The sequence below is a fragment of the Streptococcus oralis genome, from assembly GCF_019929345.1.
GTDB lineage: Bacteria > Bacillota > Bacilli > Lactobacillales > Streptococcaceae > Streptococcus.
In genome coordinates this window covers 75,292-97,819 of the sequence record NZ_JAHZPJ010000002.1, presented here as the reverse complement: position 1 = coordinate 97,819, position 22,528 = coordinate 75,292, and the positions used below count along the sequence as shown (strand labels likewise).

Genomic DNA, 22,528 nt, shown 5'->3' with positions numbered 1-22,528 from the left:
CTTTGAAATAGAGAGGTGTTTTCATGTCTTATCAAGATTTAAAAGAGTGTAAAATCATTACAGCCTTCATTACTCCTTTCCACGAGGATGGTTCCATCAACTTTGATGCCATTCCGGCCTTGATTGAGCATTTATTAGCCCATCACACAGACGGCATTCTTCTAGCTGGAACGACTGCTGAGAGTCCAACTTTAACCCACGATGAAGAGTTGGAACTCTTTGCAGCTGTACAAAAGATTGTTAATGGACGCGTTCCTTTGATTGCGGGTGTAGGTACCAATGATACACGTGACTCGATTGAGTTTGTCAAAGAAGTAGCAGAATTTGGTGGTTTTGCTGCTGGTCTTGCTATCGTGCCATACTACAATAAACCTTCTCAAGAAGGCATGTATCAGCACTTTAAAGCTATTGCAGATGCATCAGATTTACCTATTATCATTTATAACATTCCAGGCCGTGTGGTTGTCGAATTGAATCCCGAAACCATGCTTCGTTTGGCTGACCATCCTAATATTATCGGTGTTAAGGAATGTACTAGCTTGGCCAATATGGCTTACTTGATTGAACACAAGCCAGAAGAGTTCTTGGTCTATACTGGTGAGGATGGAGATGCCTTCCATGCCATGAACCTTGGTGCGGATGGGGTTATTTCTGTTGCCTCCCATACAAATGGAGATGAGATGCACGAGATGTTCACTGCCATTGCAGAAAGCGATATGAAGAAAGCTGCAGCTATTCAACGTAAATTCATCCCTAAAGTCAACGCCCTCTTCTCTTATCCAAGTCCTGCTCCAGTTAAGGCAGTCCTTAACTATATGGGATTTGAAGCTGGACCAACTCGATTACCTCTAGTTCCAGCACCAGAAGAAGATGCCAAACGCATTATCAAAGTTGTTGTAGATGGCGACTACGAAGCAACTAAGGCAACTGTAACAGGTGTCCTAAGACCAGATTACTAATAAAGACAATAAAATCCATGACCGTATGAACGATCATGGATTTTTCTTATTTTCCTAAACAGAATTGGCTAAAGAGTTGGGTAATGAGTTCATCTGGAGCAGCATCGCCAGTGATTTCTCCGAGGATTTCCCAAGTGCGAGTCAAGTCAACTTGAAGCAAGTCAACTGGCATCCCTAGTTCAAGACCTTGGTTAACAGCTTGTAGGCTTTCAACGGCCTTTTCAATCAAGGAAATATGACGGGCATTAGACAAGTAAGTAGCATCTTGTTCGACCAAACCAGCATTTTCAAAGAAGAGGTCGTTGATTCTATCCTCAATCTTATTAATGTTTTGGTTTTTAAGAACTGAAATACGGATGATACCTTCAGGTAGTTCCGAAGTTTCAATCGCTTCAGGCAGATCAGTTTTGTTAAGCAGAATAATGCGGTTGGTATCTTGGCTGATTTCTAAGAGTTGGCGATCTTGGGCGGTCAGTGGCTCACTGGCATTTAATACTAGTAGTACCAAGTCAGCTTCCTTGAGGGCTTTTCTAGAACGTTCGACACCGATTTGTTCCACGATATCATCTGTTTCCCGAATTCCAGCTGTATCAATCAATTTGAGAGGAACACCATTGATGTTGACGTATTCTTCGATGACATCACGGGTGGTACCTGCAATATCCGTTACAATAGCCTTGTCTTCACGTAGGAGGTTGTTGAGTAGGCTGGATTTCCCAACGTTGGGACGACCAATGATAGCTGTTGAAATTCCTTCACGTAGGATTTTACCACGACGAGCTGTTCTAAGGAGATTGGTAAGTAATTGCTCAAACTCCAAGGTCTTTTCACGGACAACAGCAGTAGTGGCTTCTTCAACATCGTCGTATTCAGGATAGTCGATATTAACCTCTACTTGTGCCAGTGTATTGAGAATTTCCTGACGAGTATTGTTAATGAGGTCAGATAAAGAACCGTCTAGTTGTTTGACTGCAATATTCATGGCCTTGTCTGTCTTGGCACGGATGATATCTATAACAGCCTCGGCCTGAGTTAAGTCTACACGACCGTTAAGGAAGGCACGCTTAGTAAATTCACCAGGCTCTGCCATACGAGCACCTTCACGGATAGCCAGTTGGAGAATTTCATTGGTTACGGCGATTCCACCGTGGGTGTTAATCTCGATAATATCCTCACGAGTGAAAGTCTTTGGAGATTTCATAGCCCCAACCATAACCTCATCCATGACCTTGCCTGACTGAGGATCAACAATGTGGCCGTAGTTAAGTGTATGGCTGTCAACCTTACTCAAGTCCTTGCCTTTAAAGATTTTCTGGGCGATAGCAAAGCTATCTGTTCCGCTTAAACGAACAATCCCAATAGCTCCTTCACCTAGTGGAGTGGAGATTGCTGCAATGGTATCAAATTCCCGTGTAATCATTTCAATTCCTTTATAGTTTATTTGTTTGTATAGACTAATATCTCTTAAAATTGTAACAAAATATAGTGTTTTATTCAACGAATGGCACTTATAAAGAAAAGCCTAAGCAGATTGCTTAAGCTTTACTTAGTGCGCATTTCGCCTTGTGGGAAATAGGTTCCTTCAGGCATATCGTTGATAATGACATGAACAGCAGATTGAGGTGCACCAGTGTTGCGAACCACAGCTTCCGTTACTTCCTTGGCTAGGGCTTTCTTTTGCTCTAACGTGCGTCCTTCAAATAAATCGATGCGTACAAATGGCATAATTGAGTCCTCCACTAGTTATTTGATTTCTTCTATTTTACCACAATTTGCCGTTTAAAGCTTTGAGAAAATATGGTATACTAGAATGTAGCAAAAATTTAGAAATGGACGTGAAATAGAAGCATGGCACAGTTGTATTATCGTTATGGGACTATGAACTCAGGAAAAACGATTGAGATTTTAAAAGTGGCCTATAACTATGAGGAGCAAGGAAAGGGAGTTGTGATTATGACTTCGGCTCTGGATACGCGTGACGGTGTTGGCTATGTTTCGAGTCGAATTGGGATGAAAAGACCAGCAGTTGCTATTGAGGAAACGACGGATATCTTTGGGTTCATCCGAGATTTACCTGAAAAGCCCTATTGTGTACTTGTCGATGAAGCCCAGTTTTTAAAGCGTCACCATGTTTACGACCTAGCTCGTGTTGTCGATGAGTTAGATATACCTGTCATGGCATTTGGTTTAAAAAATGACTTTCGTAATGAACTATTTGAAGGTTCTAAACACCTCTTGCTTTTAGCAGATAAGATTGATGAAATCAAGACCATCTGTCAGTATTGCAAGAAAAAAGCGACCATGGTCTTGCGCACGCAGGACGGATTTCCAGTCTATGATGGTGAGCAAATCCAGATAGGTGGGAATGAAACCTATATCTCGGTTTGCCGTAAACATTATTTTGCACCTGAAATCAATAAGGAGAATAAGAAAGAATGAACATCTATGATCAACTACAAGCTGTAGAAGACCGTTATGAAGAGTTAGGAGAATTGCTCAGTGACCCTGATGTGGTATCTGATACCAAACGTTTCATGGAGCTTTCAAAAGAAGAGGCTTCAAGTCGTGATACCGTAACTGCCTACCGCGAATACAAACAAGTCCTTCAAAATATCATCGATGCCGAAGAGATGATTAAAGAATCAGGCGGAGATACGGACTTGGAAGAAATGGCCAAACAAGAATTGAAAGATGCTAAGGCTGAAAAAGAAGAGTACGAGGAAAAACTGAAAATCTTGCTCCTTCCTAAAGATCCAAACGATGACAAGAATATCATCCTTGAAATACGTGGAGCTGCAGGTGGTGATGAAGCAGCCCTATTTGCTGGCGATTTGCTAACCATGTACCAAAAATATGCTGAAGCTCAAGGCTGGCGCTTTGAAGTCATGGAAGCCTCTATGAACGGCGTTGGTGGTTTCAAAGAAGTAGTTGCTATGGTTTCTGGTCAGTCTGTCTACTCTAAACTTAAGTATGAATCAGGTGCTCACCGTGTACAGCGTGTCCCTGTGACAGAAAGCCAAGGGCGTGTTCATACCTCAACAGCGACTGTCCTTGTCATGCCTGAAGTCGAAGAAGTAGAATACGATATTGATCCAAAAGACCTTCGTGTGGATATCTACCACGCATCTGGTGCTGGTGGACAGAACGTCAACAAAGTTGCGACTGCCGTTCGTATTGTTCACTTGCCAACCAATATCAAGGTTGAAATGCAGGAAGAACGTACGCAGCAAAAGAACCGTGAGAAGGCTATGAAGATTATTCGTGCGCGTGTTGCTGACCACTTTGCACAGATTGCTCAAGATGAGCAGGACGCAGAGCGCAAGTCTACTATCGGAACCGGTGACCGTTCAGAACGTATTCGCACTTATAACTTCCCACAAAACCGTGTTACCGACCACCGTATCGGCTTAACCCTTCAAAAACTAGATACGATCTTGTCTGGTAAACTCGATGAAGTTGTGGATGCCTTGGTTCTTTATGATCAAACGCAAAAATTGGAAGAATTAAACAAATAATGAAATTAGCTCAAATTTTTAAGGATTATGAGGAAAAGTTAATAGCACAGGGAGAGGAAGCTGAAAGCCTCTCTTTTGTCTATCGTAGCCTAAAAAATCTGTCATTTACAGACTTTGTTTTTGCTCTTCAGCAAGAAATTTCAGAGGAAGAAAGACGATTTGTAGAGGATATTTACACGAAACTGGCAGCTCATATACCCGCCCAATATATTATTGGTCATGCTGAATTCTTTGGGATGCAGTTAAAAGTAGATGAGCGAGTTTTGATTCCCCGTCCAGAGACAGAAGAGTTGGTGGAACTTATCTTGGCTGAAAATTCTGAGGAAAATCTTAAGGTCCTAGATATCGGGACTGGAAGTGGCGCCATAGCTCTTGGATTAGCTAAAAACAGACCAGATTGGTCAGTAACAGCAGCAGATATTTCCCAAGACGCCTTAGAGCTTGCATCAGAGAATGCTAGAAATCAAAATCTTAATATATTTTTTAAAAAATCTGATTGTTTTGCAGAAATTTCTGAAAAATATGATATAATTGTATCCAATCCACCCTATATCTCTCGTGAAGATGAGTCAGAGGTTGGTTTGAATGTTTTGCATTCAGAGCCTCATCTAGCTCTTTTTGCAGATGAGGATGGCCTAGCTATTTACCGCAGAATTGCGGAAGATGCAAAAGACTATCTCACAGATGGTGGTAAGATTTACCTTGAAATTGGATACAAGCAAGGTCATAGTATTCCTGCGCTTTTTAAGAAACATCTTCCTGAAAAACGAGTACGAACACTCAAGGACCAATTTGGTCAAGATAGGATGGTTGTAGTTGATGATGGACAGGATTAGACAAGAGTTGGAAAAGGGCGGGGCAGTCGTTTTACCTACCGAGACAGTTTATGGTCTCTTTGCTAAGGCCTTAGACGAAAAAGCTGTCGACCATGTTTACCAACTCAAACGTCGTCCTAGAGACAAGGCGCTCAATCTTAATGTCGCTTCTCTCGAGGACATCTTGCATTTTTCAAAGAATCAGCCAACTTATCTACAAAAGCTTGTAGAGACCTTTTTACCAGGTCCCTTGACCATTATCCTTGAAGCCAATGACCGAGTTCCCTATTGGGTCAACTCTGGTCTTTCAACGGTGGGGTTTCGGATGCCGAGTCACCCCATTACACTTGATTTGATTCGAGAGACAGGTCCTTTGATTGGGCCGTCTGCCAATATTTCAGGTCAGACAAGTGGAGTGGCCTATGCTCAAATTCTAGAGGATTTTGACCAAGAGGTTTTGGGTCTGGAGGACGACGCTTTTCTAACTGGACAGGATTCGACTATTTTGGATTTGTCTGGAGACAAGGTGAAAATCTTACGCCAAGGGGCAATTAAACGAGAAGATATTCTTGCTCGGTTGCCAGAGATTTCTTTTGAGGAGGAATGAGATGCTAAGAGATTTGCAAGAAACAGATGTGAATGCTATATGTGAGATTAACCAAGAGGCTTTGGGTTATTCTTTTAGTCCAGAGGACACAGCTAGTCAACTAGCTAGACTATCTCAGGATTCCCATCATTTCCTACTTGGCTATGAGGATGCAGCCAGCCATGTCCTACTTGGATATGTCCATGCTGAAGTTTATGAATCCCTTTATTCCAAAGCAGGATTTAATATCTTAGGCTTAGCGGTTTCACCTCAAGCACAAGGGAAAGGTATCGGTAAAAGCTTACTGCAAGGGTTGGATCAAGAAGCAAAAAGACGGGGTTATGGGTTTATCCGCTTAAACTCTGCTGATCATCGTCTGGGAGCTCATGCATTTTATGAAAAAGTTGGTTATACTTGTGATAAAGTGCAGAAACGGTTTATTCGCATCTTTTAGTTTATTTTCCTATTGAAAAACAAACTAAAGGACCAGTCACACTATAAAGGAGAAGACCTATGATTTTTGACAAAGACGATTTTAAAGCATACGATGCTGATCTATGGAATGCTATTGCCAAAGAAGAAGAACGCCAACAAAACAACATTGAGTTGATTGCTTCGGAAAACGTGGTTTCCAAGGCAGTTATGGCAGCTCAAGGGTCTATCTTGACAAACAAATATGCCGAGGGTTACCCAGGACGCCGTTATTATGGTGGAACTGATGTGGTAGACGTGGTAGAAACTCTAGCTATTGAACGTGCAAAAGAAATTTTCGGTGCTAAATTCGCCAATGTCCAACCTCACTCAGGAAGCCAAGCCAACTGTGCGGCTTACATGGCCTTGATTGAGCCAGGTGATACCGTTATGGGGATGGATTTGGCAGCAGGTGGACACTTGACCCACGGAGCTCCAGTTAGCTTCTCAGGTCAAACTTATAACTTTGTTTCTTACAGTGTGGATCCTGAAACGGAACTCTTGGACTTTGATGCTATCTTGAAACAAGCGCAAGAAGTAAAACCAAAACTAATTGTAGCTGGTGCTTCAGCATATTCTCAAATTATCGATTTCTCAAAATTCCGTGAAATCGCAGATGCCGTTGGTGCTAAGCTCATGGTCGATATGGCCCATATCGCTGGTTTGGTTGCAGCTGGACTTCATCCAAGCCCAGTACCATACGCTCATATCACTACAACAACGACCCACAAAACTCTTCGTGGACCGCGTGGTGGTTTGATTTTGACAAATGATGAGGACCTAGCTAAGAAAATCAACTCAGCTATTTTCCCTGGTATTCAGGGTGGTCCTTTGGAGCATGTTGTGGCGGCTAAGGCGGTTTCCTTCAAAGAAGTTTTGGACCCAGCCTTCAAGGAATATGCTGCTAATGTCATCAAAAACAGCAAGGCTATGGTTGAAGTCTTCTTGCAAGACCCTGATTTCCGTATCATTTCTGGTGGAACTGAAAACCACCTCTTCCTAGTGGATGTGACTAAGGTTGTAGAAAACGGAAAAGTTGCTCAAAACTTGCTAGATGAAGTTAATATTACCCTAAATAAAAACTCAATCCCATACGAAACCTTGTCACCATTCAAGACAAGTGGGATTCGTATAGGATCTGCAGCCATCACTGCACGTGGATTTGGTGAGGAAGAAAGCCGTAAAGTGGCTGAACTCATCATTAAAACTCTTAAAAATGCAGAAAATGAAGCTGTCTTAGAAGAAGTGAGAAGTGAAGTCAAAGCGTTGACAGATGCCTTCCCACTATACGAGGACTAATACTTTTATGGACATTTATATTAAGAAAGCTATTATCCATCAGTTCAGCCCAGACGATACTGAGTTGTTTCTAGCGGATAAATTTCTCAATATCACTCCAAAAATCGAGGAATACCTACGCAAAAAAATCGAACGTGTGTATTCAGATGAAGCTAAGACTGGGATTTTCGAAGAAGAAAATCCCTTCTTCAATCACATCAGGGATGATTTGTTGGAGACATCAGTAACACTGGCTAATCTCTGGAAAGAGGAGTTCAGCATTTCTGAAAATCTCAAGACCAATGACTTGGTTTTTGTTCAGTTTTCTAAAGAAGGCGTTGAACATTTTGCTTTCTTGCGAATTGCCCTGCGTGAGACCTTGACTCACCTCGGAGGAGAAGTTGACAATCCAATCAAGCTAACTCAGAATAACCTTCCTGGATTTGGAACGGGAGCTGATGAGGCTTTGGTGGTCAATCTTCAAAGTCGCAAGTACCACCTCATCGAAAAACGCATCAAGTACAATGGGACTTTTTTAAACTATTTTTCAGAAAATCTCTTAAGCGTTGCCCCTAAGATTTCGCCAAAAAAATCCATCAAGGAACTGGAAAAAACGGCCCAGAGAATTGCAGAGTCCTTTAACACAGATGATTTTCAATTTCAATCCAAGGTCAAATCAGCGATTTTCAACAATCTTGAAGAAAGTAATGAATTGTCACCTGAAAAATTGGCTAATGACCTTTTTGACAACAATCTGACAGCTCGTTTGAGCTTTATCGACCAAGTCAAGGAAGCCGTACCAGAACCAGTCCAGTTTGATGAAATTGATGCCAGTCGCCAATTAAAGAAATTTGAAAACCAAAAACTCTCCTTGTCAAATGGAATTGAGCTCATCGTTCCCAATAACGTCTATCAAGATGCGGAGTCGGTCGAGTTTATCCAAAATGACAATGGAACCTATTCTATCTTAATCAAAAATATCGAGGATATTCAAAGTAAATAATGTTTAAATTTATAAGAAGAGTGCTTGTGCTAGCAGTCTTCCTTTTCGCAGGATACAAAGCTTATCATATCCATCAGGATGTTAAACAAGTCATGACCTACCAACCCATGGTTCGAGAAATCCTCAGTGAAAGAGATACCCCAGCCAATGAAGAGTTGGTGCTCGCCATGATTTATACCGAAACGAAGGGAAAAGAGCGGGATGTCATGCAGTCTAGTGAGTCTGCTAGTGGCGCTACCAATACCATCAAAGACGATGCCTCTAGTATTCGCCAAGGGGTTCAGACACTAACAGATAATCTCTATTTGGCACAGAGCAAAGGAGTAGATGTCTGGACCGCTGTTCAAGCCTATAATTTTGGACCTGCCTATATCGACTTTATCGCTCAGAATGGCAAGGAAAATACTCTGGCCCTAGCCAAGCGTTACTCCCGAGAAACGGTCGCTCCAATCCTTGGTAATACTACAGGGAAGACCTATACCTATATCAACCCTATTTCAATCTTTCACGGAGCTGAACTCTATGAAAACGGTGGAAATTATTACTACTCGAGACAGGTTCGCTTTAATCTCTATATCATGAAATTCTTTAATTTCTTTTAAACATCTGGTTTGACCAGGTGTTTTTTCACTATAAGTTTTCTTTAAGATTGTTTTATTAACCTAGAAAGGTAAAGGAGGGAATATCCCATGAGAAAGAAATTCTTTCTAACAAGCGCTGCAGTACTGTGGGCCGTAACAGCTATGACGAGTGTCCACGCAGCAACCGATGTTCAAAAAGTAATCGATGAAACCTATGTACAACCAGAATATGTTCTAGGTTCTTCTCTATCTGAAGACCAGATAAACCAAACTCTTAGCAAACTTGGCTATGACGCATCAAAAGACACTAAAGATATCAAAACTATGACACCTGATGTCTATTCGAAAATTATGAATGTGGCTAATGACGCTAGTCTACAGCTCTATTCATCAGCCAAGATTCAAAAGCTAGGTGACAAGTCACCTCTAGAAGTCAAGATTGAAACGCCTGAAAATATCACCAAGGTGACGCAGGATATGTACCGTAACGCAGCGGTGACGCTGGGAGTGGAGCATGCAAAAATCACAGTTGCAGCACCCATTCCAGTTACAGGAGAGAGCGCCCTAGCAGGGATTTACTACTCGTTAGAGGCCAATGGTGCCAAAGTACCGCAAGCCAATAAAGACTTGGCTCAAGAGGAACTAAAAGCCTTATCCGATATTAATGCTGAAAACAAGGACAAGTCAGGTTACGATGCCAATAAACTCAATGTCGCTTTGGCAGATATCAAGGCAGGAATCGCAAAGGCAAAAGAAGCCAAAGGCAATCTGACAGAAGAAGATGTCCGCAAAATTGTAGAAGACACACTAAAAAACTACAAACTCGATCAGGTTATAACAGGAAACCAGGTCAATATCATCATCAATTTTGCACTCAACCTCTCAAAGAGTGACATTTTGAACAATGCTGATTTCACTAAAACCCTAAATGACCTCAAGGAAAGCATTGTTTCCCAAGCTGGAGATAGTTTTAAAAATATCAATCTCAACTTTGATGCTAATAAAGCGCTAGAAGAGGGGGGCAACTTCTTTAGCTCTCTTTGGCAAGCCATTGTCAATTTCTTCAAGAGTTTTGGTGCTTAGGTCATTTCATGATATAATAGATGGTAACAGAAATGTTGCCGTCTTTTTTTGTCGGCTGATAGAAAGTGAAAAATATGTTAAAGAAAAATGATATTGTAGAAGTTGAAATTGTCGATTTGACCCATGAAGGTGCTGGGGTGGCCAAGGTAGAAGGTTTGGTTTTCTTTGTAGAGAATGCTCTACCAACTGAGAAAATCCTCATGCGTGTCCTTAAAGTCAATAAAAAGATTGGCTTTGGGAAGGTTGAAGAATACCTTACACATTCTCCGCATCGTAATCAAGACTTAGATTTGGCTTACCTGCGTTCAGGCATAGCCGACTTGGGGCATCTTGCTTATCCAGAGCAGCTCAAGTTTAAAACTAAGCAAGTCAAGGATAGTCTCTACAAGATTGCTGGCATTAGAGATGTAGAGGTCGCTGAAACACTAGGTATGGAACATCCAGTCAAGTATCGCAATAAGGCACAGGTGCCCGTTCGTCGAGTGAATGGTGTCTTGGAAACTGGTTTTTTCCGTAAGAATTCGCATGACCTTATGCCTCTTGAAGATTTCTTTATCCAGGATCCTGTCATTGACCAAGTTGTGGTAGTTCTACGCGATTTGCTTCGTCGTTTTGATTTAAAACCTTATGACGAAAAGGAACAGTCTGGCTTGATTCGAAATCTTGTAGTGCGACGTGGTCATTATTCAGGACAAATCATGGTGATTTTAGTAACAACTCGTCCTAAAGTTTTTCGTGTTGAGCAATTGATTGAACAACTCATCAAGCAGTTCCCAGAGATTGTCTCCGTCATGCAAAATATCAACGACCAGAATACCAATGCTATTTTCGGCAAGGAGTGGCGTACACTTTATGGTCAAGATTACATTACCGACCAGATGTTGGGAAATGACTTCCAAATCGCTGGCCCAGCCTTTTACCAGGTCAATACTGAAATGGCGGAGAAACTCTATCAAACAGCCATTGACTTTTCAGAGTTAAAAGCAGATGATGTGGTTATCGATGCCTATTCAGGGATTGGAACGATTGGATTATCCGTTGCGAAGTATGTCAAGGAAGTCTACGGTGTTGAAGTGATTCCAGAAGCAGTTGAGAATAGCAAAAAGAATGCCCGACTAAACAATATCTCAAACGCCCACTATGTCTGTGACACAGCTGAAAATGCTATGAAGAATTGGGTTAAAGAAGGTATTCAACCAACTGCCATTCTTGTTGACCCACCACGCAAGGGATTGACCGAAAGCTTTATCAAAGCAAGTAGCCAAATTGGAGCTGACCGCATTGCCTATATCTCTTGTAATGTCGCAACCATGGCGCGTGATATCAAACTATACCAAGAGTTGGGATATGAATTGAAGAAAGTACAGCCGGTTGATTTGTTTCCACAAACGCACCATGTTGAGTGTGTAAGCTTGTTAGTGAAACGCAGTTAATCCTCAAAAGATTCACCCAAACCTTTTGAGTCCCACATACGCATCATGCGGAGGCGGTGTCACTGCTTGTACGAGCTGATTAAACAAGGGTGTAGCTAGTGAAAGTCCTACAGTAAGGAGTTTAAACATGAAATTCCATGAATTTGGTGATAAGAATTTGCCTCCTATTTTACTGATACATGGTGGTGGCAGTTCTTGGTGGAATTATCTTCGTCAAGCACGAATCTTGTCAAAAGAATACCGTATTATTCTACCCAATTTGAATGGCCACGGCGAGGAATATCAACTTGATTATGTTTCTACTGAAGATTCTGCTTTGGAGATTCTAGACTATATCAAAGCAAACTGTGGTGGGAAATTGTTTGCAATCGGTGGTGTTTCACTTGGTGGTCAAATTGCCATGGAGTTTTTGTCTTTAGACAGTGAAATTGCTGAGAAGGCCATCATAGATGGAAGCCTCTGTATTCCTCAACCAAGGTTAGCTAAAATCAGCATCTTTCTAGTGTCTCTATTTGGTAAACTGATGTTCAATAAATTCTCTTGCAAACTTCAGTTCAGCATGATGAACAAACTCTATCCTAAACTGGCTTTTCCAGAGGAAATAAAAGCTTATTATTTGGAGGATTTGCCAAGGACGCCTATCAAAACATTGGTGACCATTTACAAAAACTATATGGGATGTTACAAGCTGAAAGATATGATTTCTGCTAGCAAGGCTCAGGTTCTGTATATCTATGGTGAAAAAGAATTGAACTGTGTGAAAGAATCAGCGAAATTATTTCATCAGCTACATTCAAATACAATTTTGTATGAAGCAAAGGGCTATAACCACGGCTATTTATCAGCTTACCTAACTTATGAGTGGATTGATTTGGTGGTGCCATTTTTAAAGAGTGACTCATTAGAAATGTGTAACGAATCTGATATGCCATAAGGAGGAAACGGATGCTAGGAGCAATAGTTGGAGACATTGTAGGTTCAGTTTATGAATGGAACAATATCAAAACGAAGGACTTTCCTTTATTTAGGAAAGACTGCTTTTTTACAGATGATACGGTAAGTCCGAACCGCTGAGTGTGTAGCTTTGCTGGTAAAAGCGTAAAAATCTTATAACAAAAGAACTTAAGAAAGTATTGAAACAAAGGCTTTTGCCGTAAGAGATATTTTAGTATTATGCCTGAAATTAAAATAGGCTAAGAGTAGATTTGTGAGTTTTGAACAATTTTTCCTAGCATACTTAGGAATGGAGAGATAAGATGACATGGACTAAGGAATATTTTTCTAAAATTGAATTTATTATTCATTGTGGTTGTGAAATTTTTGGTTATTTTGAGTGTAATCTGATGAACTCTGAACTGTCCTACCAAGAGTGTGGGAATACTGGAATGATCGTTTTTGAACATAGTCAGAAACTATCCGAAAAAGCCTTATCTAAACTCATGAAATATACGCGACTTATTGATTTTGAGAAATATAGAAAGGGGAACAATTCAAATAAGAATGATAAAGTTATTGGTTATAGAGATGCATTTTCGATAACTTTCAAGGGCTATAGTCAAGATGGACAAGCTTTATTGATATATAATATGGACTATGTTTACAAGGATTGGTACAATAGACCCGTTGATAACTTGTACAGTTTTATAAGCGAAACCTATTTTTCAGATTTTCAAAATAATAGATGTTTTATTGCTCAAGGGCTGATGGCTGGTGTACTTCCGTTTTAGGTATAATATGAAGATGTAGTACATAGTGGAATCAAAAAAGTTTTTTAATTATAATTTGATTAGATGAATACCTATAAATTACACAAAATTCGTTAATAGATAATTTTAAAACTATAGTTGATGGTCAAATTCCCAATATCTTACAAGGAGGAAACGGATGCTAGGAGCAATTGTTGGAGACATTGCAGGTTCAGTTTACGAAAGTAACAACATCAAAACGAAGGATTTTCCTTTATTTTGTGAGGATTGTTTTTTCACGGATGATACGGTAAGTCCGAACCACTGAGTGTGTGAGTTTGTTAGTGAAACATTTTTAATATTTATAAGATTTAAAGTTGATTACAAAAAAGGAAGTATTATCATGGGAATATTCGATGATTTTGAGTACAAAGAAAACTACCAAGATGAAGAAAAAGTAATTGAAGTACTTAAAAAGATTTTAAGAGCAATTCATCTAAATAATTATAGAGATATTTTGGATTGTGTTGATGGTTCAGAAGTTGATGATGTAAGAGAGTTACTTGAATATATTGACGATTCATTACAATTAAATGATTTTGATAAAATTGATGAATATGGTGTAGATTGTAATTTCCATCCGAATTATGAGTACTCCCAACTACAAGTTTATGAATTTAATGATCAAACTGGCTTTGTTGTTGAATATGAGATGACCTCCGATTCTGAATTAGTAGATTTAACCCTACAATTAGAATTTTTATACAATAATGATGGTTACAAAATAACTTCTATAGATGTCGATCCTGGATAAACAACACTTAATTATCTTCGTTATATGATAAATGCATATATTAAGGCTAGATAATTTGATTGTAAGTTACTTAAAATATCGGTTAGTTTTTCAAATATTGGGAGAATGAAAGATGTATATAATGGAATTGTGCCAAAATGATTATTCTAAAGATTTTGTCGTATTTGATTCTTTAGAAGATGGAAAAGACTTTGTTTCTCACTGATGATACGGTAAGTCCGAACCGCTGAGTGTGTGAGTTTGTTAGTGAAATGTTGCTAATCCTCAAAATAAAGAAGCCAAAATTCCATTATTTTGAGATGAAAACCTAAACTGTTTTTTAGGAGGTGAAATATTGATAGAAAGCAGACCTATGTTTGAAAAAATCACATCCTTTGATGAATTTAATAAATATTACTGGTATCGTGATGAACTTTCACAGATATGCAAGTCATTAGGGCTTGAATATAGAGGTACAAAACAAGAACTCAATGATATTATTGAGCAGTACTTTAAGGGGAATTTGATTAAAAAATCATCAGTAAAAAGAAAAAAGAAACAAGTAGAAGTCGTTACCTTAGATACGCCCTTACTTGAATGTGGATTTTCCTTTAATGCACACTTTAGAGAATATTTCTCAACTTTAACAGGTGTTTCGCCCTTTAAATTTACTGCTGATATGGCCACTGCTTGGAGAAAAGTCAAAAGAGAACATGATTTGAGTTTTACAATCCAAGATATGCTAAAAGTTTATTATGGAGATTCAGATTATGCCAAGTATGATCATTCAGTTTGTCAATGGAACCAATTTTTAAAGGACTTCTGTGCAGACGAAAATAGTCGCAACTACTCGAATAAACTAAAAGTAGCTTCCATTCTTTGGAAAGAAGTTAGAAATTCAAGTAATGAAAAAATTTATTCAAAAAATCTTTTGACTGAATATGCTGATAAAATAAACGAGTATGGCGAGGTAGTTCAATAGAAGTGACCTGATTTTGATATTTTTGATTTGACTGCTGTTGACTTAGCTTAATTAAAGCAGCCTTTAACTTTAAAGTAAGCGATAATCATTTTAAGCGATTTTAAGCAAGTCAAGGATATTTTTTGAAGACGGAGTAAATAGTGAGCTAGTGTAGATTTACACACATCTATTTGTCTTTTTAAACGGATTTATATAATTAAAAAATATGGAGGATATTTTATGATACAAGTAAATGAGTTTATTAATAAAGTAGATATTACAGATAGTGATAATGTCAATTGTGAATTTGAAGTACGTAAAAAGGCAATGGATTTTTATAAGAAGTATCCTTTTTATGAGGAAGATGATTGGAAGATTATTAAGTTTCAAAACTCAGTTGATAAATATAATAAATTAAAGAATAATAAAGATATTGAAGCATACAAAGAAAAATCAAAATCAGGATATAAGGGAGCTCATTTGCTTGTCAATAAATCGAAAGGTATTGCACTTACGGCTGACATTCTTACTTCAATCACTGTTCCGTATAAAAAAATTACCAATGTTGAACCTAGCTTGAAAGGTGGTAAAGAAATAAAAGACGGGATATTAAAAGGTGATTTAGAAATACCACATGATTTGGAACCTTATTTTAAAGCTTTTGCTATTGTTTACTATTGGTGTGGAAATATGATGCCAGTGGTGGAAAGTTTCCTCCCTGGAAGTGATGGAGCAGACAACTGGCTTTGGAAAATGAAGACGATAATTGACTGTCATACATCTGGTGCTAATCAAAAATGGAGAAATTGGATTAAAGAAAACTGGGGAGAAGATCTAAACAAATTCATCACAGATTACTATTTTGAAGATTGTTTTGACAAGGATAGTTTAACCATAAAAAATATTGTTCCAAGTCTCAAAAAAGACTATGTTGTTTCATTAAGTTGTTATTACTTACATCTCCTTCAAGAAAATGAACATAAATTAGCAAAAGAATTTTTACTTAATCATGTAAAAGTGATTATTCAAAGAAGTTACCGAATTGAAAATAAATTTCATGGGGATTGGAAGAAAAAGGAAGGGGACGAGGTAAAAGAAATTTTTAAAGAAATTTTCGCGCAAGCTAGATTTAATGGCAAACAGATTAATAAATTAATTTCTTTATTTTAGATAGGTAAGTGACAATATTTAGGAGCTAATCGTCTGATATTGTCTACTGATCTTTATTCAAATTATATTTTATATCTTCAAAATTCTTAGTAAACGCTTTGTCTATGTTTTTTAAATTAATCCCCAGTACGTCAGATTTTTCTTTTCAGAGATTTCATTATATAATAGCAGTACGTTTAGTTGCACATGATGAAATAGAAACATTTCTAACGAATATTAAGGAGAAAATAAATGAAAAAAGCAATGGTAATTATCAACCCTACCTCTGGTGGGGAAAAGGCTTTGGATTATAAGGTCAAACTGGAGAATAAAGCCAAAGATTATTTTGAGCATGTGGAAACCAAAATTACTGAAAAAGCACTGGATGCAACACTCTTTGCTGAGGAAGCGTCTCGTGAGCAGTACGATGCAGTGGTTGTTTTCGGTGGAGACGGGACTGTCAATGAAGTTATTTCGGGTATTGCTGAGAGAGACTACACTCCGAAGTTAGGGATTATCCCTGGCGGTACGGGCAACCTCATTACGAAACTGTTGGAAATCAATCAAGACATCGATGGCGCGATTGATGAACTCGATTTTAACTTAACCAATAAGATTGATATTGGTAAAGCAAATGACAACTATTTTGGTTATATCTTTAGTATCGGTTCTCTGCCTGAGGCGATTCACAATGTGGAGATCGAGGACAAGACAAAATTCGGTATTTTAGCCTATGCTGTAAATACCATGAAGTCTGTGATGACGGATCAGGTCTTTAACATTAAGATTGAGACAGAAAATGGAAATTATGATGGTGAAGCGAGTCATGTTTTGGTTCTCTTGACAAATTACTTCGCTGATAAGAAAATCTTTGAAGAAAATAAAGACGGCTATGCCAATATTTTGATTCTAAAAGATGCTTCTCTATTCTCTAAATTATCCGTCATTCCAGATTTACTAAAAGGGGATGTTGTCGGAAATGATAATATTGAGTATATCAGAGCGCGAACCATTAAGATTTCTTCAGATAGTGAATTGGAGTCAGATGTTGACGGCGATAAGTCGGATAACCTACCTGTAGAAATCAAGGTACTAGGCCAGCATATTGAAGTCTTTTCACAACCGAAAGAGTAGAAGGTAGAAACAAGTTTGTCTTTCACTGAGAAATAAAGTTTTATATCAAAGATTGGAGGAGGAATGAATTCTCTATTTGATGAATTTCGAACAATTTGTTCTCATTTAAACCAAGTCGGAATCACACCGACGCTCATGGGGTCTTTGGGGTTTGAATACCGTTCAAATGAAGATTGGGAGCCGTCTGACATTGATATTCATGTTCCTGGAGATCCTAGAGGCTGGGAAGCGCCTGATCATCTCAGAATTTATGACTGGGACAAGATAATGAAAGTGATGAACCACTTGGGCTATAACTTGGTAGATATTCACGAGCACGAATTCCAAAAAGATGGTCTGAGCGTTGAATTTGGGAGTATCAATTCATTACCAGATTTTGCAGAAGTTTCGGAATCAGATATAGAGTTGATTCATCTCGAGGACATCACGTTTCGTGTTCCAAGTTTGGAACAGTATTTCAGTATATACAAAGCTTCTTCCCAAGATTCCTATCGAAATGACCACAATAACAATAAAGATTTTAAAAAGATAGAGTGGCTGGAAAGACATTTGTAAAATCATATGTAGAAGACAGTAAAGCAAATCGATTTGCTGTTTTTTTGTATTGATTGAAAGTGGGGCAATTTGTTGAGTTCATGATATAATTGATATAATATACTTAGATTCCGCTATATAGGAGGAAAGAGATGAAAAAACGTACTTTGGTTTGGCTAGTTTTAGCCCTTGTAGTATTTGGAGGAGGCGCATGGATGGCACAGAAAACAAATTTATTTGGAGGAGTATTTCTTAGTCCGCGAGCCAAGCAGTTGGCTTATTTGAAGGAGCATGAAGAAGAAATTGTAAAATTTGTAAAGTCTAAAAATTCAAAGATTGAATCTGTTCAGATGGATTGGAATAGTTTAACTGTTGAACAGATAGGGAATGGAACTCCACAGGGGGGAGGTTATAATCTATCAGTGAAGGGTTCTTTTAATCATATAAAGGATTCTGACTTTACAATAGATTTTCGATTAAAAAATAAAAATGATGTGCCTTCAATAGATAGGATTGGTATGTATAATCAGCCTAGAGTGTTAAAAAATGGAGGTTGGGACAAGTATGACGAATAGTAACCTAAAAACCTTTGATAATTTTTATGCAGATTTAACATTATTCCTCATTGCTTATTAACTTAGAATACTTGCTAAAAGTATTTTTTTTTACATTCATGATATAATATACTTAGATTCCACTATATAGGAGGAAAGAGATGAAAAAACGTACTTTACTTTGGCTAGTTATAGCTCTTGTAGTATTTGGAGGAGGCGCATGGATGGCACAGAAAACAAATCTATTTGGAGGAATAACTCTGAGCCCACGGGCTAAGCAGTTGGCTTATCTGAAGGAGCATGAAGATGAGATGGCGAACTTTATAAAGTCTAGAAATCCTAAAGTCGAAAGTGTCCAATTTGATTGGGATAGTATGAAAGTAGAAAATATAGGAAATGGTACCCCTCAAGGTGGGGGATATATTATAACATTGGATGGAAAAATAAATAACAATGAAGATACTGAATTTACAATTGGTTTCCCTATAGAATATAATAGCAATAGTATTCCCAATATTAAGAAAATTTCTGAAATGCAACCGATAAGAGTTTTGAAAGGCAACGTATGGGAGATTTATGACTAACAGTAATTTAAAAACCTTTGATAATTTTTATGCGGATTTAGCGCAATCGGCTTATATTGGTCGTCCCAATAATTTTCCACCTAAAAATAATTCAATAGAAGCAAGAGTGTTTGACTATTCAAAAGAAATAATTTATAACGAAGAAATCACCCCCGGAGGTAAACATCTACCCCATAATGGTAGAGTCTACTTGCAGCCGGATCCTGATTTGCGAGATACTTATAAAGTCACATCGATACCAGTTCCTGATGCGAATGGGATGAGGCAGGATATTCATCACAAACGTTATCAAAAAGGACTGTTAACTGATGATGAAGCTGGTTTCAGTGCCTACTACTTAACGGATACGCCTACCTTGACTAATGATACTACGAAAACTTATATGACTATCCGCGGCAGTGATGCCATCAGTAAAGAAAATTGGAACGACTGGATTGACAACGACGCTAAGTTCGCTCTCAATCATATCCATACGCCGCAAGCCAAGTTAGCGACAGTAGGAATGAAAACGAAGATCGCAGAGATGCGCGAAAAAGCTCCGCAAGCTACGATGGACATCACAGGTCACTCCCTAGGAACCATTGTCTCTGCCCAAGGAGTAGCGGGCCTTAGCGATGAGGAACTTGAGAAAATCGGCAAAGTCGTCCTCTTTGATGGCCCAGACACGACAAAGAGTTTAAAGAAAATGGGCCTCAGTGATGAGAAAATCAAAAAGATTAGCGAAAAGATAGAGTACTATGTCAATCCTTTTGATGTCGTGGGTATGCTTAACCGCGAGCATACCATCACTAAATTACCTGGGGACTCCGATGAACCACTTAAAAAACCCGTCGGTAAAGTCAATGTCCTTGTCCCCTTGCATTATACCCAGATTACTGATCCGGAAAGCTCCCATGACTTTGGTGTTTTCCAATCGGATGGAAAGGGGAATTTATTGACTGCGTCTGAGGATTTTCACCCAGAATTGCTCAGGGCAGGTGAAAAGCTGGCTCGACTGATAGCGACAACGTTGGATTCCCTCCGAGCTTTAGGAGTTGATGAAAATGTAGCCTCAAATGTTTTAAATTCCATTATGAGAGGTGAGTTTAAAATAAAGGCAGCTATTGGTTATTCAGTTTACGAGAATTTTACAACTGAATATAGTAAAATCGTCGAAGAAGCTCGTCAGGAATCTATAAAGTGGGATCGAGAAGCTATTCCTCGTTATCAGGAACAACTGAGAAATGGCAATCTTACAGGAGAAAAGAGGATTTTGGTTCGAGCTCAGTTGCTTCAGACAGCAGCCCAGTTGGCAAATTTTGACATGGAAGACAAAGTTAAATCTGTGAAAACCTTACTTTCAGATGCTAAGGAAGATATTCAAAATATGATAAAAGAAACAAGACAGACAGCCTTTGACATGGTGGGATATTTGTCAAGTTCAGAAGTTACGAATCTGCTTTCTGGTTTTGATACAACAAGCTTTTGGGATGAAGGCGTTACCAGTGACACGAAGACTGCAGCAACATCCTTCCTGACACAAATTGAGCAACTAGGGGAAAGTCTGGTTAAAGCTAGTGGCTCCTTTGAGACCATAGATACAGATAGAGCTGAAGATTTTAACAATCTATTGGCGGATGTAAAACAAACATGGAGGGGTAAAAATGGTAGTGCTAACTGATGAGGATACTTTAATTACAAGAGAGCAGCTCGATAGAGGCTTTAAGGAAAAGATGAAGGCGCAAGAACGACAAGCGATTCGGGCCTTGGTAACTGCAAAAGAACTGTCCATCCTTGCTAAAGGAGCAGAATTAGCTAAAAAGTTGCAAGAAGCGGCCTCAGATATGCAAGAATACGCTTCAAAGACCTATGTAAACAATATTAAGGGCGGATTTGAGGGTAAAGCTGCAGAAGCTGCAGAGACTTACTTGACCCAGACCATGCAAACCCCTACGTTACAAAGTCCGATCAAAAACTAGGAGAAAACTTGTGATGGATAAAAAGGAACTTCAGAAACTAGAGGATGAGCATAATCGTAAATTACGAGACTTAGAGCGTTTGGAGATGGATTTGGATGATGATTTCCACAAGTTTAGCAGGGAGACGGATAATCTCCTAGAGGCGCTTTCCTATGCCTGTAGAGACAGTAGTTTTGCTGAAATTCAACCATATATCTTTGAGATAGAGAACAATTTAGACAGCTATCATCAACTGTATAAGAATCGTATAGAGAATGTGTTGGAAGCTCGTCATCAAGAGAATAAAAATTTTTACAAAAGGTTAGAAGAAAAGGATCTTTAACAGAGTCCTACAAGTTCTTTTGAATAGTTGGGAATGTTTTGCTATTTAATTAGTGATAGATATAAAAACAAGTTCCTTGCGACTACAAGGAACTTGTTTTTATGTGGATTAGTTTTTAGAAGCCGCTTGGAATTCAGGGTTTTTCCATGCTTCATCAATGATAGCTTGCAATTCTTTTGCAGATGCTTGCATTTTTTGAGTTTCCGCATCGTTCAATGGGATGTTTACTGGACGAACGATACCGTGTGCACCAACAACAGCTGGTTGACCGATAAAGACATCTTTCACACCGTATTGACCTTCTTGGAATACAGAAAGTGGAAGTACTGCATTTTCGTCATCAAGGATTGCTTTTGTGATACGAGCAAGCGCTACTGCGATACCGTAGTATGTAGCTCCTTTTTTGTTGATGATTGTGTAGGCAGCGTCACGAACACCTTCGAACAATTCAATCAATTCAGCTTCTTGAACGTTTTGAGTATCTTTAAGGAATTCTTCAAGGTTTACACCAGCGATGTTGGCATGTGACCAAACCGCAAATTCAGAATCTCCATGTTCACCCATGATGTAGGCGTGAACTGAACGAGCATCAACATCCAATTTTTCAGCAAGTGCTTGACGGAAACGAGCTGAGTCAAGTGAAGTACCTGAACCGATAACACGTTCTTTAGGGAATCCAGAGAATTTCCAAGTTGAGTAAGTCAAAACGTCAACTGGGTTAGCCGCAACAAGGAAGATACCATCAAAACCTGATTCAACAACTTGTGTCACAATTGATTTGTTGATAGCCAAGTTTTTACCTACAAGGTCAAGACGAGTTTCACCTGGTTTTTGAGGAGCACCTGCAGTGATAACAACAAGGTCAGCGTCAGCACAGTCAGAGTATTGAGCAGCGTAGATTTTTTTAGGTGAAGTGAAGGCAAGGGCGTGGCTAAGGTCAAGCGCATCACCTACAGCTTTTTCGTGTAATTGAGGAATTTCGATAATTCCAAGCTCTTGTGCAATTCCTTGGTTAACAAGTGCAAAAGCGTAAGATGAACCTACGGCACCGTCACCAACAAGGATCACTTTTTTGTGTTGTTTAGTTGAAGTCATTATCTAAACATCTCCTTCATTTTTTTTAGGGGAAT

28 protein-coding genes are annotated in these 22,528 nt (G+C 38.9%); 25 read left to right on the top strand and 3 right to left on the bottom strand.

The genetic code is table 11. The features are described 5' to 3' along the window. The first annotated feature begins 23 nt into the window (after window positions 1–23). Window positions 24–959, top strand: coding sequence for a 4-hydroxy-tetrahydrodipicolinate synthase (gene dapA / locus K1I97_RS02625; protein ID WP_223331472.1), 936 nt, complete (start codon window positions 24–26; stop codon window positions 957–959). 46 nt (window positions 960–1,005) lie between these two features. Here the strand turns inward: dapA and mnmE are convergent, their stop codons facing one another. Both mnmE and K1I97_RS02615 read right to left on the bottom strand, forming a co-directional pair. Beyond that, window positions 1,006–2,379, bottom strand: a complete 1,374-nt coding sequence (mnmE, locus tag K1I97_RS02620; RefSeq protein ID WP_223331471.1) for a tRNA uridine-5-carboxymethylaminomethyl(34) synthesis GTPase MnmE — start codon at window positions 2,377–2,379, stop codon at window positions 1,006–1,008. Window positions 2,380–2,501: 122 nt separating this feature from the next. Beyond that, window positions 2,502–2,684, bottom strand: coding sequence for a 4-oxalocrotonate tautomerase (locus tag K1I97_RS02615; RefSeq protein ID WP_001117401.1), 183 nt, complete (start codon window positions 2,682–2,684; stop codon window positions 2,502–2,504). A 123-nt stretch (window positions 2,685–2,807) separates the two neighbouring features. Here K1I97_RS02615 and K1I97_RS02610 point away from each other — a divergent pair, with 123 nt between their 5' ends. From K1I97_RS02610 to K1I97_RS02495, 24 genes are all read left to right on the top strand, one after another. Beyond that, window positions 2,808–3,398: a thymidine kinase gene (locus K1I97_RS02610; protein ID WP_223331470.1), complete on the top strand. Its 591-nt coding sequence runs from the start codon at window positions 2,808–2,810 to the stop codon at window positions 3,396–3,398. Then, window positions 3,395–4,474, top strand: coding sequence for a peptide chain release factor 1 (gene prfA / locus K1I97_RS02605; protein WP_223331469.1), 1,080 nt, complete (start codon window positions 3,395–3,397; stop codon window positions 4,472–4,474). The genes K1I97_RS02610 and prfA overlap by 4 nt, the downstream gene beginning before the upstream one ends. Beyond that, on the top strand, window positions 4,474–5,310 hold the full coding sequence (gene prmC, locus K1I97_RS02600) for a peptide chain release factor N(5)-glutamine methyltransferase (protein ID WP_223331468.1): 837 nt from the start codon (window positions 4,474–4,476) through the stop codon (window positions 5,308–5,310). The genes prfA and prmC overlap by 1 nt, the downstream gene beginning before the upstream one ends. Then, window positions 5,294–5,896, top strand: coding sequence for an L-threonylcarbamoyladenylate synthase (locus K1I97_RS02595; protein ID WP_223331467.1), 603 nt, complete (start codon window positions 5,294–5,296; stop codon window positions 5,894–5,896). The genes prmC and K1I97_RS02595 overlap by 17 nt, the downstream gene beginning before the upstream one ends. Before the next feature lies 1 nt (window position 5,897). Continuing rightward, window positions 5,898–6,329 (top strand): GNAT family N-acetyltransferase, encoded by a 432-nt coding sequence (locus K1I97_RS02590; RefSeq protein ID WP_125453519.1) that lies wholly within the window; start codon window positions 5,898–5,900, stop codon window positions 6,327–6,329. Window positions 6,330–6,388: 59 nt separating this feature from the next. After that, window positions 6,389–7,645 carry a serine hydroxymethyltransferase gene (gene glyA / locus K1I97_RS02585; RefSeq protein ID WP_000575498.1) on the top strand — a complete coding sequence of 419 codons (1,257 nt, stop codon included), beginning with the start codon at window positions 6,389–6,391 and terminating at the stop codon, window positions 7,643–7,645. Between the two features lie 7 nt (window positions 7,646–7,652). Beyond that, window positions 7,653–8,627, top strand: coding sequence for a nucleoid-associated protein (locus tag K1I97_RS02580; protein WP_223331466.1), 975 nt, complete (start codon window positions 7,653–7,655; stop codon window positions 8,625–8,627). Next, window positions 8,627–9,229 carry a lysozyme family protein gene (locus K1I97_RS02575; RefSeq protein ID WP_004240129.1) on the top strand — a complete coding sequence of 201 codons (603 nt, stop codon included), beginning with the start codon at window positions 8,627–8,629 and terminating at the stop codon, window positions 9,227–9,229. Before K1I97_RS02580 ends, K1I97_RS02575 begins: the two co-directional genes overlap by 1 nt. Before the next feature lie 87 nt (window positions 9,230–9,316). Then, a complete protein-coding gene (locus K1I97_RS02570; protein WP_223331465.1) occupies window positions 9,317–10,291 on the top strand; it encodes a DUF1002 domain-containing protein in 975 nt (324 codons plus the stop codon). A 74-nt stretch (window positions 10,292–10,365) separates the two neighbouring features. Continuing rightward, window positions 10,366–11,724 carry a 23S rRNA (uracil(1939)-C(5))-methyltransferase RlmD gene (gene rlmD / locus K1I97_RS02565; RefSeq protein WP_223331464.1) on the top strand — a complete coding sequence of 453 codons (1,359 nt, stop codon included), beginning with the start codon at window positions 10,366–10,368 and terminating at the stop codon, window positions 11,722–11,724. A gap of 127 nt (window positions 11,725–11,851) precedes the next feature. Beyond that, the gene (locus K1I97_RS02560; protein ID WP_223331463.1) at window positions 11,852–12,658 is read left to right on the top strand and encodes an alpha/beta hydrolase; all 807 of its coding nucleotides are present in this window, start codon (window positions 11,852–11,854) and stop codon (window positions 12,656–12,658) included. An 11-nt stretch (window positions 12,659–12,669) separates the two neighbouring features. Further along, window positions 12,670–12,798, top strand: a complete 129-nt coding sequence (locus K1I97_RS02555; protein WP_009568444.1) for a putative aDP-ribosylglycohydrolase — start codon at window positions 12,670–12,672, stop codon at window positions 12,796–12,798. A 182-nt stretch (window positions 12,799–12,980) separates the two neighbouring features. Then, window positions 12,981–13,451 carry a hypothetical protein gene (locus tag K1I97_RS02550; RefSeq protein ID WP_223331462.1) on the top strand — a complete coding sequence of 157 codons (471 nt, stop codon included), beginning with the start codon at window positions 12,981–12,983 and terminating at the stop codon, window positions 13,449–13,451. 157 nt (window positions 13,452–13,608) lie between these two features. After that, complete coding sequence (locus tag K1I97_RS02545) at window positions 13,609–13,737, top strand: ADP-ribosylglycohydrolase (protein ID WP_223331461.1); 129 nt, start codon at window positions 13,609–13,611, stop codon at window positions 13,735–13,737. Window positions 13,738–13,812: 75 nt separating this feature from the next. Beyond that, entirely contained in the window at window positions 13,813–14,223 is a 411-nt protein-coding gene (locus K1I97_RS02540) for a DUF7668 domain-containing protein (RefSeq protein WP_061409433.1), read from the top strand. 334 nt (window positions 14,224–14,557) lie between these two features. Beyond that, window positions 14,558–15,184, top strand: a complete 627-nt coding sequence (locus K1I97_RS02535; RefSeq protein ID WP_223331460.1) for an SAP domain-containing protein — start codon at window positions 14,558–14,560, stop codon at window positions 15,182–15,184. 219 nt (window positions 15,185–15,403) lie between these two features. Further along, the gene (locus K1I97_RS02530) at window positions 15,404–16,333 is read left to right on the top strand and encodes a hypothetical protein (protein WP_223331459.1); all 930 of its coding nucleotides are present in this window, start codon (window positions 15,404–15,406) and stop codon (window positions 16,331–16,333) included. A gap of 231 nt (window positions 16,334–16,564) precedes the next feature. Continuing rightward, window positions 16,565–17,446 (top strand): diacylglycerol/lipid kinase family protein, encoded by an 882-nt coding sequence (locus K1I97_RS02525; RefSeq protein WP_223331458.1) that lies wholly within the window; start codon window positions 16,565–16,567, stop codon window positions 17,444–17,446. Window positions 17,447–17,509: 63 nt separating this feature from the next. Further along, window positions 17,510–18,001, top strand: a complete 492-nt coding sequence (locus K1I97_RS02520; RefSeq protein WP_223331457.1) for a phosphoribosylanthranilate isomerase — start codon at window positions 17,510–17,512, stop codon at window positions 17,999–18,001. Window positions 18,002–18,132: 131 nt separating this feature from the next. Then, complete coding sequence (locus K1I97_RS02515) at window positions 18,133–18,555, top strand: hypothetical protein (protein ID WP_223331455.1); 423 nt, start codon at window positions 18,133–18,135, stop codon at window positions 18,553–18,555. Window positions 18,556–18,695: 140 nt separating this feature from the next. Beyond that, entirely contained in the window at window positions 18,696–19,118 is a 423-nt protein-coding gene (locus tag K1I97_RS02510; protein WP_223331453.1) for a hypothetical protein, read from the top strand. Further along, window positions 19,111–20,778 (top strand): cutinase family protein, encoded by a 1,668-nt coding sequence (locus K1I97_RS02505; RefSeq protein ID WP_223331451.1) that lies wholly within the window; start codon window positions 19,111–19,113, stop codon window positions 20,776–20,778. The genes K1I97_RS02510 and K1I97_RS02505 overlap by 8 nt, the downstream gene beginning before the upstream one ends. Beyond that, on the top strand, window positions 20,762–21,076 hold the full coding sequence (locus K1I97_RS02500) for a hypothetical protein (protein WP_223331450.1): 315 nt from the start codon (window positions 20,762–20,764) through the stop codon (window positions 21,074–21,076). The genes K1I97_RS02505 and K1I97_RS02500 overlap by 17 nt, the downstream gene beginning before the upstream one ends. Window positions 21,077–21,089: 13 nt before the next feature. Beyond that, complete coding sequence (locus K1I97_RS02495; RefSeq protein WP_223331449.1) at window positions 21,090–21,398, top strand: hypothetical protein; 309 nt, start codon at window positions 21,090–21,092, stop codon at window positions 21,396–21,398. A gap of 108 nt (window positions 21,399–21,506) precedes the next feature. On the opposite strand, the gene K1I97_RS02490 is transcribed toward K1I97_RS02495, so the two are convergent. Next, the gene (locus K1I97_RS02490; RefSeq protein ID WP_125425676.1) at window positions 21,507–22,493 is read right to left on the bottom strand and encodes an L-lactate dehydrogenase; all 987 of its coding nucleotides are present in this window, start codon (window positions 22,491–22,493) and stop codon (window positions 21,507–21,509) included. Window positions 22,494–22,528 lie beyond the last annotated feature (35 nt).

What these genes read in the sequence shown, in the direction of transcription:
- K1I97_RS02530 (WP_223331459.1), top strand. Translation starts at nt 15,404, where the DNA reads ATGATACAAGTAAATGAGTTTATTAATAAAGTAGATATTACAGATAGT.
- K1I97_RS02520 (WP_223331457.1), top strand. Translation starts at nt 17,510, where the DNA reads ATGAATTCTCTATTTGATGAATTTCGAACAATTTGTTCTCATTTAAAC.
- K1I97_RS02615 (WP_001117401.1), bottom strand. Translation starts at nt 2,684, where the DNA reads ATGCCATTTGTACGCATCGATTTATTTGAAGGACGCACGTTAGAGCAA.
- K1I97_RS02575 (WP_004240129.1), top strand. Translation starts at nt 8,627, where the DNA reads ATGTTTAAATTTATAAGAAGAGTGCTTGTGCTAGCAGTCTTCCTTTTC.
- K1I97_RS02540 (WP_061409433.1), top strand. Translation starts at nt 13,813, where the DNA reads ATGGGAATATTCGATGATTTTGAGTACAAAGAAAACTACCAAGATGAA.
- dapA (WP_223331472.1), top strand. Translation starts at nt 24, where the DNA reads ATGTCTTATCAAGATTTAAAAGAGTGTAAAATCATTACAGCCTTCATT.
- prfA (WP_223331469.1), top strand. Translation starts at nt 3,395, where the DNA reads ATGAACATCTATGATCAACTACAAGCTGTAGAAGACCGTTATGAAGAG.
- K1I97_RS02495 (WP_223331449.1), top strand. Translation starts at nt 21,090, where the DNA reads ATGGATAAAAAGGAACTTCAGAAACTAGAGGATGAGCATAATCGTAAA.
- K1I97_RS02580 (WP_223331466.1), top strand. Translation starts at nt 7,653, where the DNA reads ATGGACATTTATATTAAGAAAGCTATTATCCATCAGTTCAGCCCAGAC.
- K1I97_RS02570 (WP_223331465.1), top strand. Translation starts at nt 9,317, where the DNA reads ATGAGAAAGAAATTCTTTCTAACAAGCGCTGCAGTACTGTGGGCCGTA.
- K1I97_RS02610 (WP_223331470.1), top strand. Translation starts at nt 2,808, where the DNA reads ATGGCACAGTTGTATTATCGTTATGGGACTATGAACTCAGGAAAAACG.
- K1I97_RS02550 (WP_223331462.1), top strand. Translation starts at nt 12,981, where the DNA reads ATGACATGGACTAAGGAATATTTTTCTAAAATTGAATTTATTATTCAT.
- K1I97_RS02525 (WP_223331458.1), top strand. Translation starts at nt 16,565, where the DNA reads ATGAAAAAAGCAATGGTAATTATCAACCCTACCTCTGGTGGGGAAAAG.
- K1I97_RS02560 (WP_223331463.1), top strand. Translation starts at nt 11,852, where the DNA reads ATGAAATTCCATGAATTTGGTGATAAGAATTTGCCTCCTATTTTACTG.
- K1I97_RS02595 (WP_223331467.1), top strand. Translation starts at nt 5,294, where the DNA reads ATGATGGACAGGATTAGACAAGAGTTGGAAAAGGGCGGGGCAGTCGTT.
- K1I97_RS02555 (WP_009568444.1), top strand. Translation starts at nt 12,670, where the DNA reads ATGCTAGGAGCAATAGTTGGAGACATTGTAGGTTCAGTTTATGAATGG.
- K1I97_RS02590 (WP_125453519.1), top strand. Translation starts at nt 5,898, where the DNA reads ATGCTAAGAGATTTGCAAGAAACAGATGTGAATGCTATATGTGAGATT.
- K1I97_RS02510 (WP_223331453.1), top strand. Translation starts at nt 18,696, where the DNA reads ATGAAAAAACGTACTTTACTTTGGCTAGTTATAGCTCTTGTAGTATTT.
- rlmD (WP_223331464.1), top strand. Translation starts at nt 10,366, where the DNA reads ATGTTAAAGAAAAATGATATTGTAGAAGTTGAAATTGTCGATTTGACC.
- mnmE (WP_223331471.1), bottom strand. Translation starts at nt 2,379, where the DNA reads ATGATTACACGGGAATTTGATACCATTGCAGCAATCTCCACTCCACTA.
- K1I97_RS02505 (WP_223331451.1), top strand. Translation starts at nt 19,111, where the DNA reads ATGACTAACAGTAATTTAAAAACCTTTGATAATTTTTATGCGGATTTA.
- K1I97_RS02515 (WP_223331455.1), top strand. Translation starts at nt 18,133, where the DNA reads ATGAAAAAACGTACTTTGGTTTGGCTAGTTTTAGCCCTTGTAGTATTT.
- K1I97_RS02490 (WP_125425676.1), bottom strand. Translation starts at nt 22,493, where the DNA reads ATGACTTCAACTAAACAACACAAAAAAGTGATCCTTGTTGGTGACGGT.
- glyA (WP_000575498.1), top strand. Translation starts at nt 6,389, where the DNA reads ATGATTTTTGACAAAGACGATTTTAAAGCATACGATGCTGATCTATGG.
- K1I97_RS02500 (WP_223331450.1), top strand. Translation starts at nt 20,762, where the DNA reads ATGGTAGTGCTAACTGATGAGGATACTTTAATTACAAGAGAGCAGCTC.
- prmC (WP_223331468.1), top strand. Translation starts at nt 4,474, where the DNA reads ATGAAATTAGCTCAAATTTTTAAGGATTATGAGGAAAAGTTAATAGCA.
- K1I97_RS02545 (WP_223331461.1), top strand. Translation starts at nt 13,609, where the DNA reads ATGCTAGGAGCAATTGTTGGAGACATTGCAGGTTCAGTTTACGAAAGT.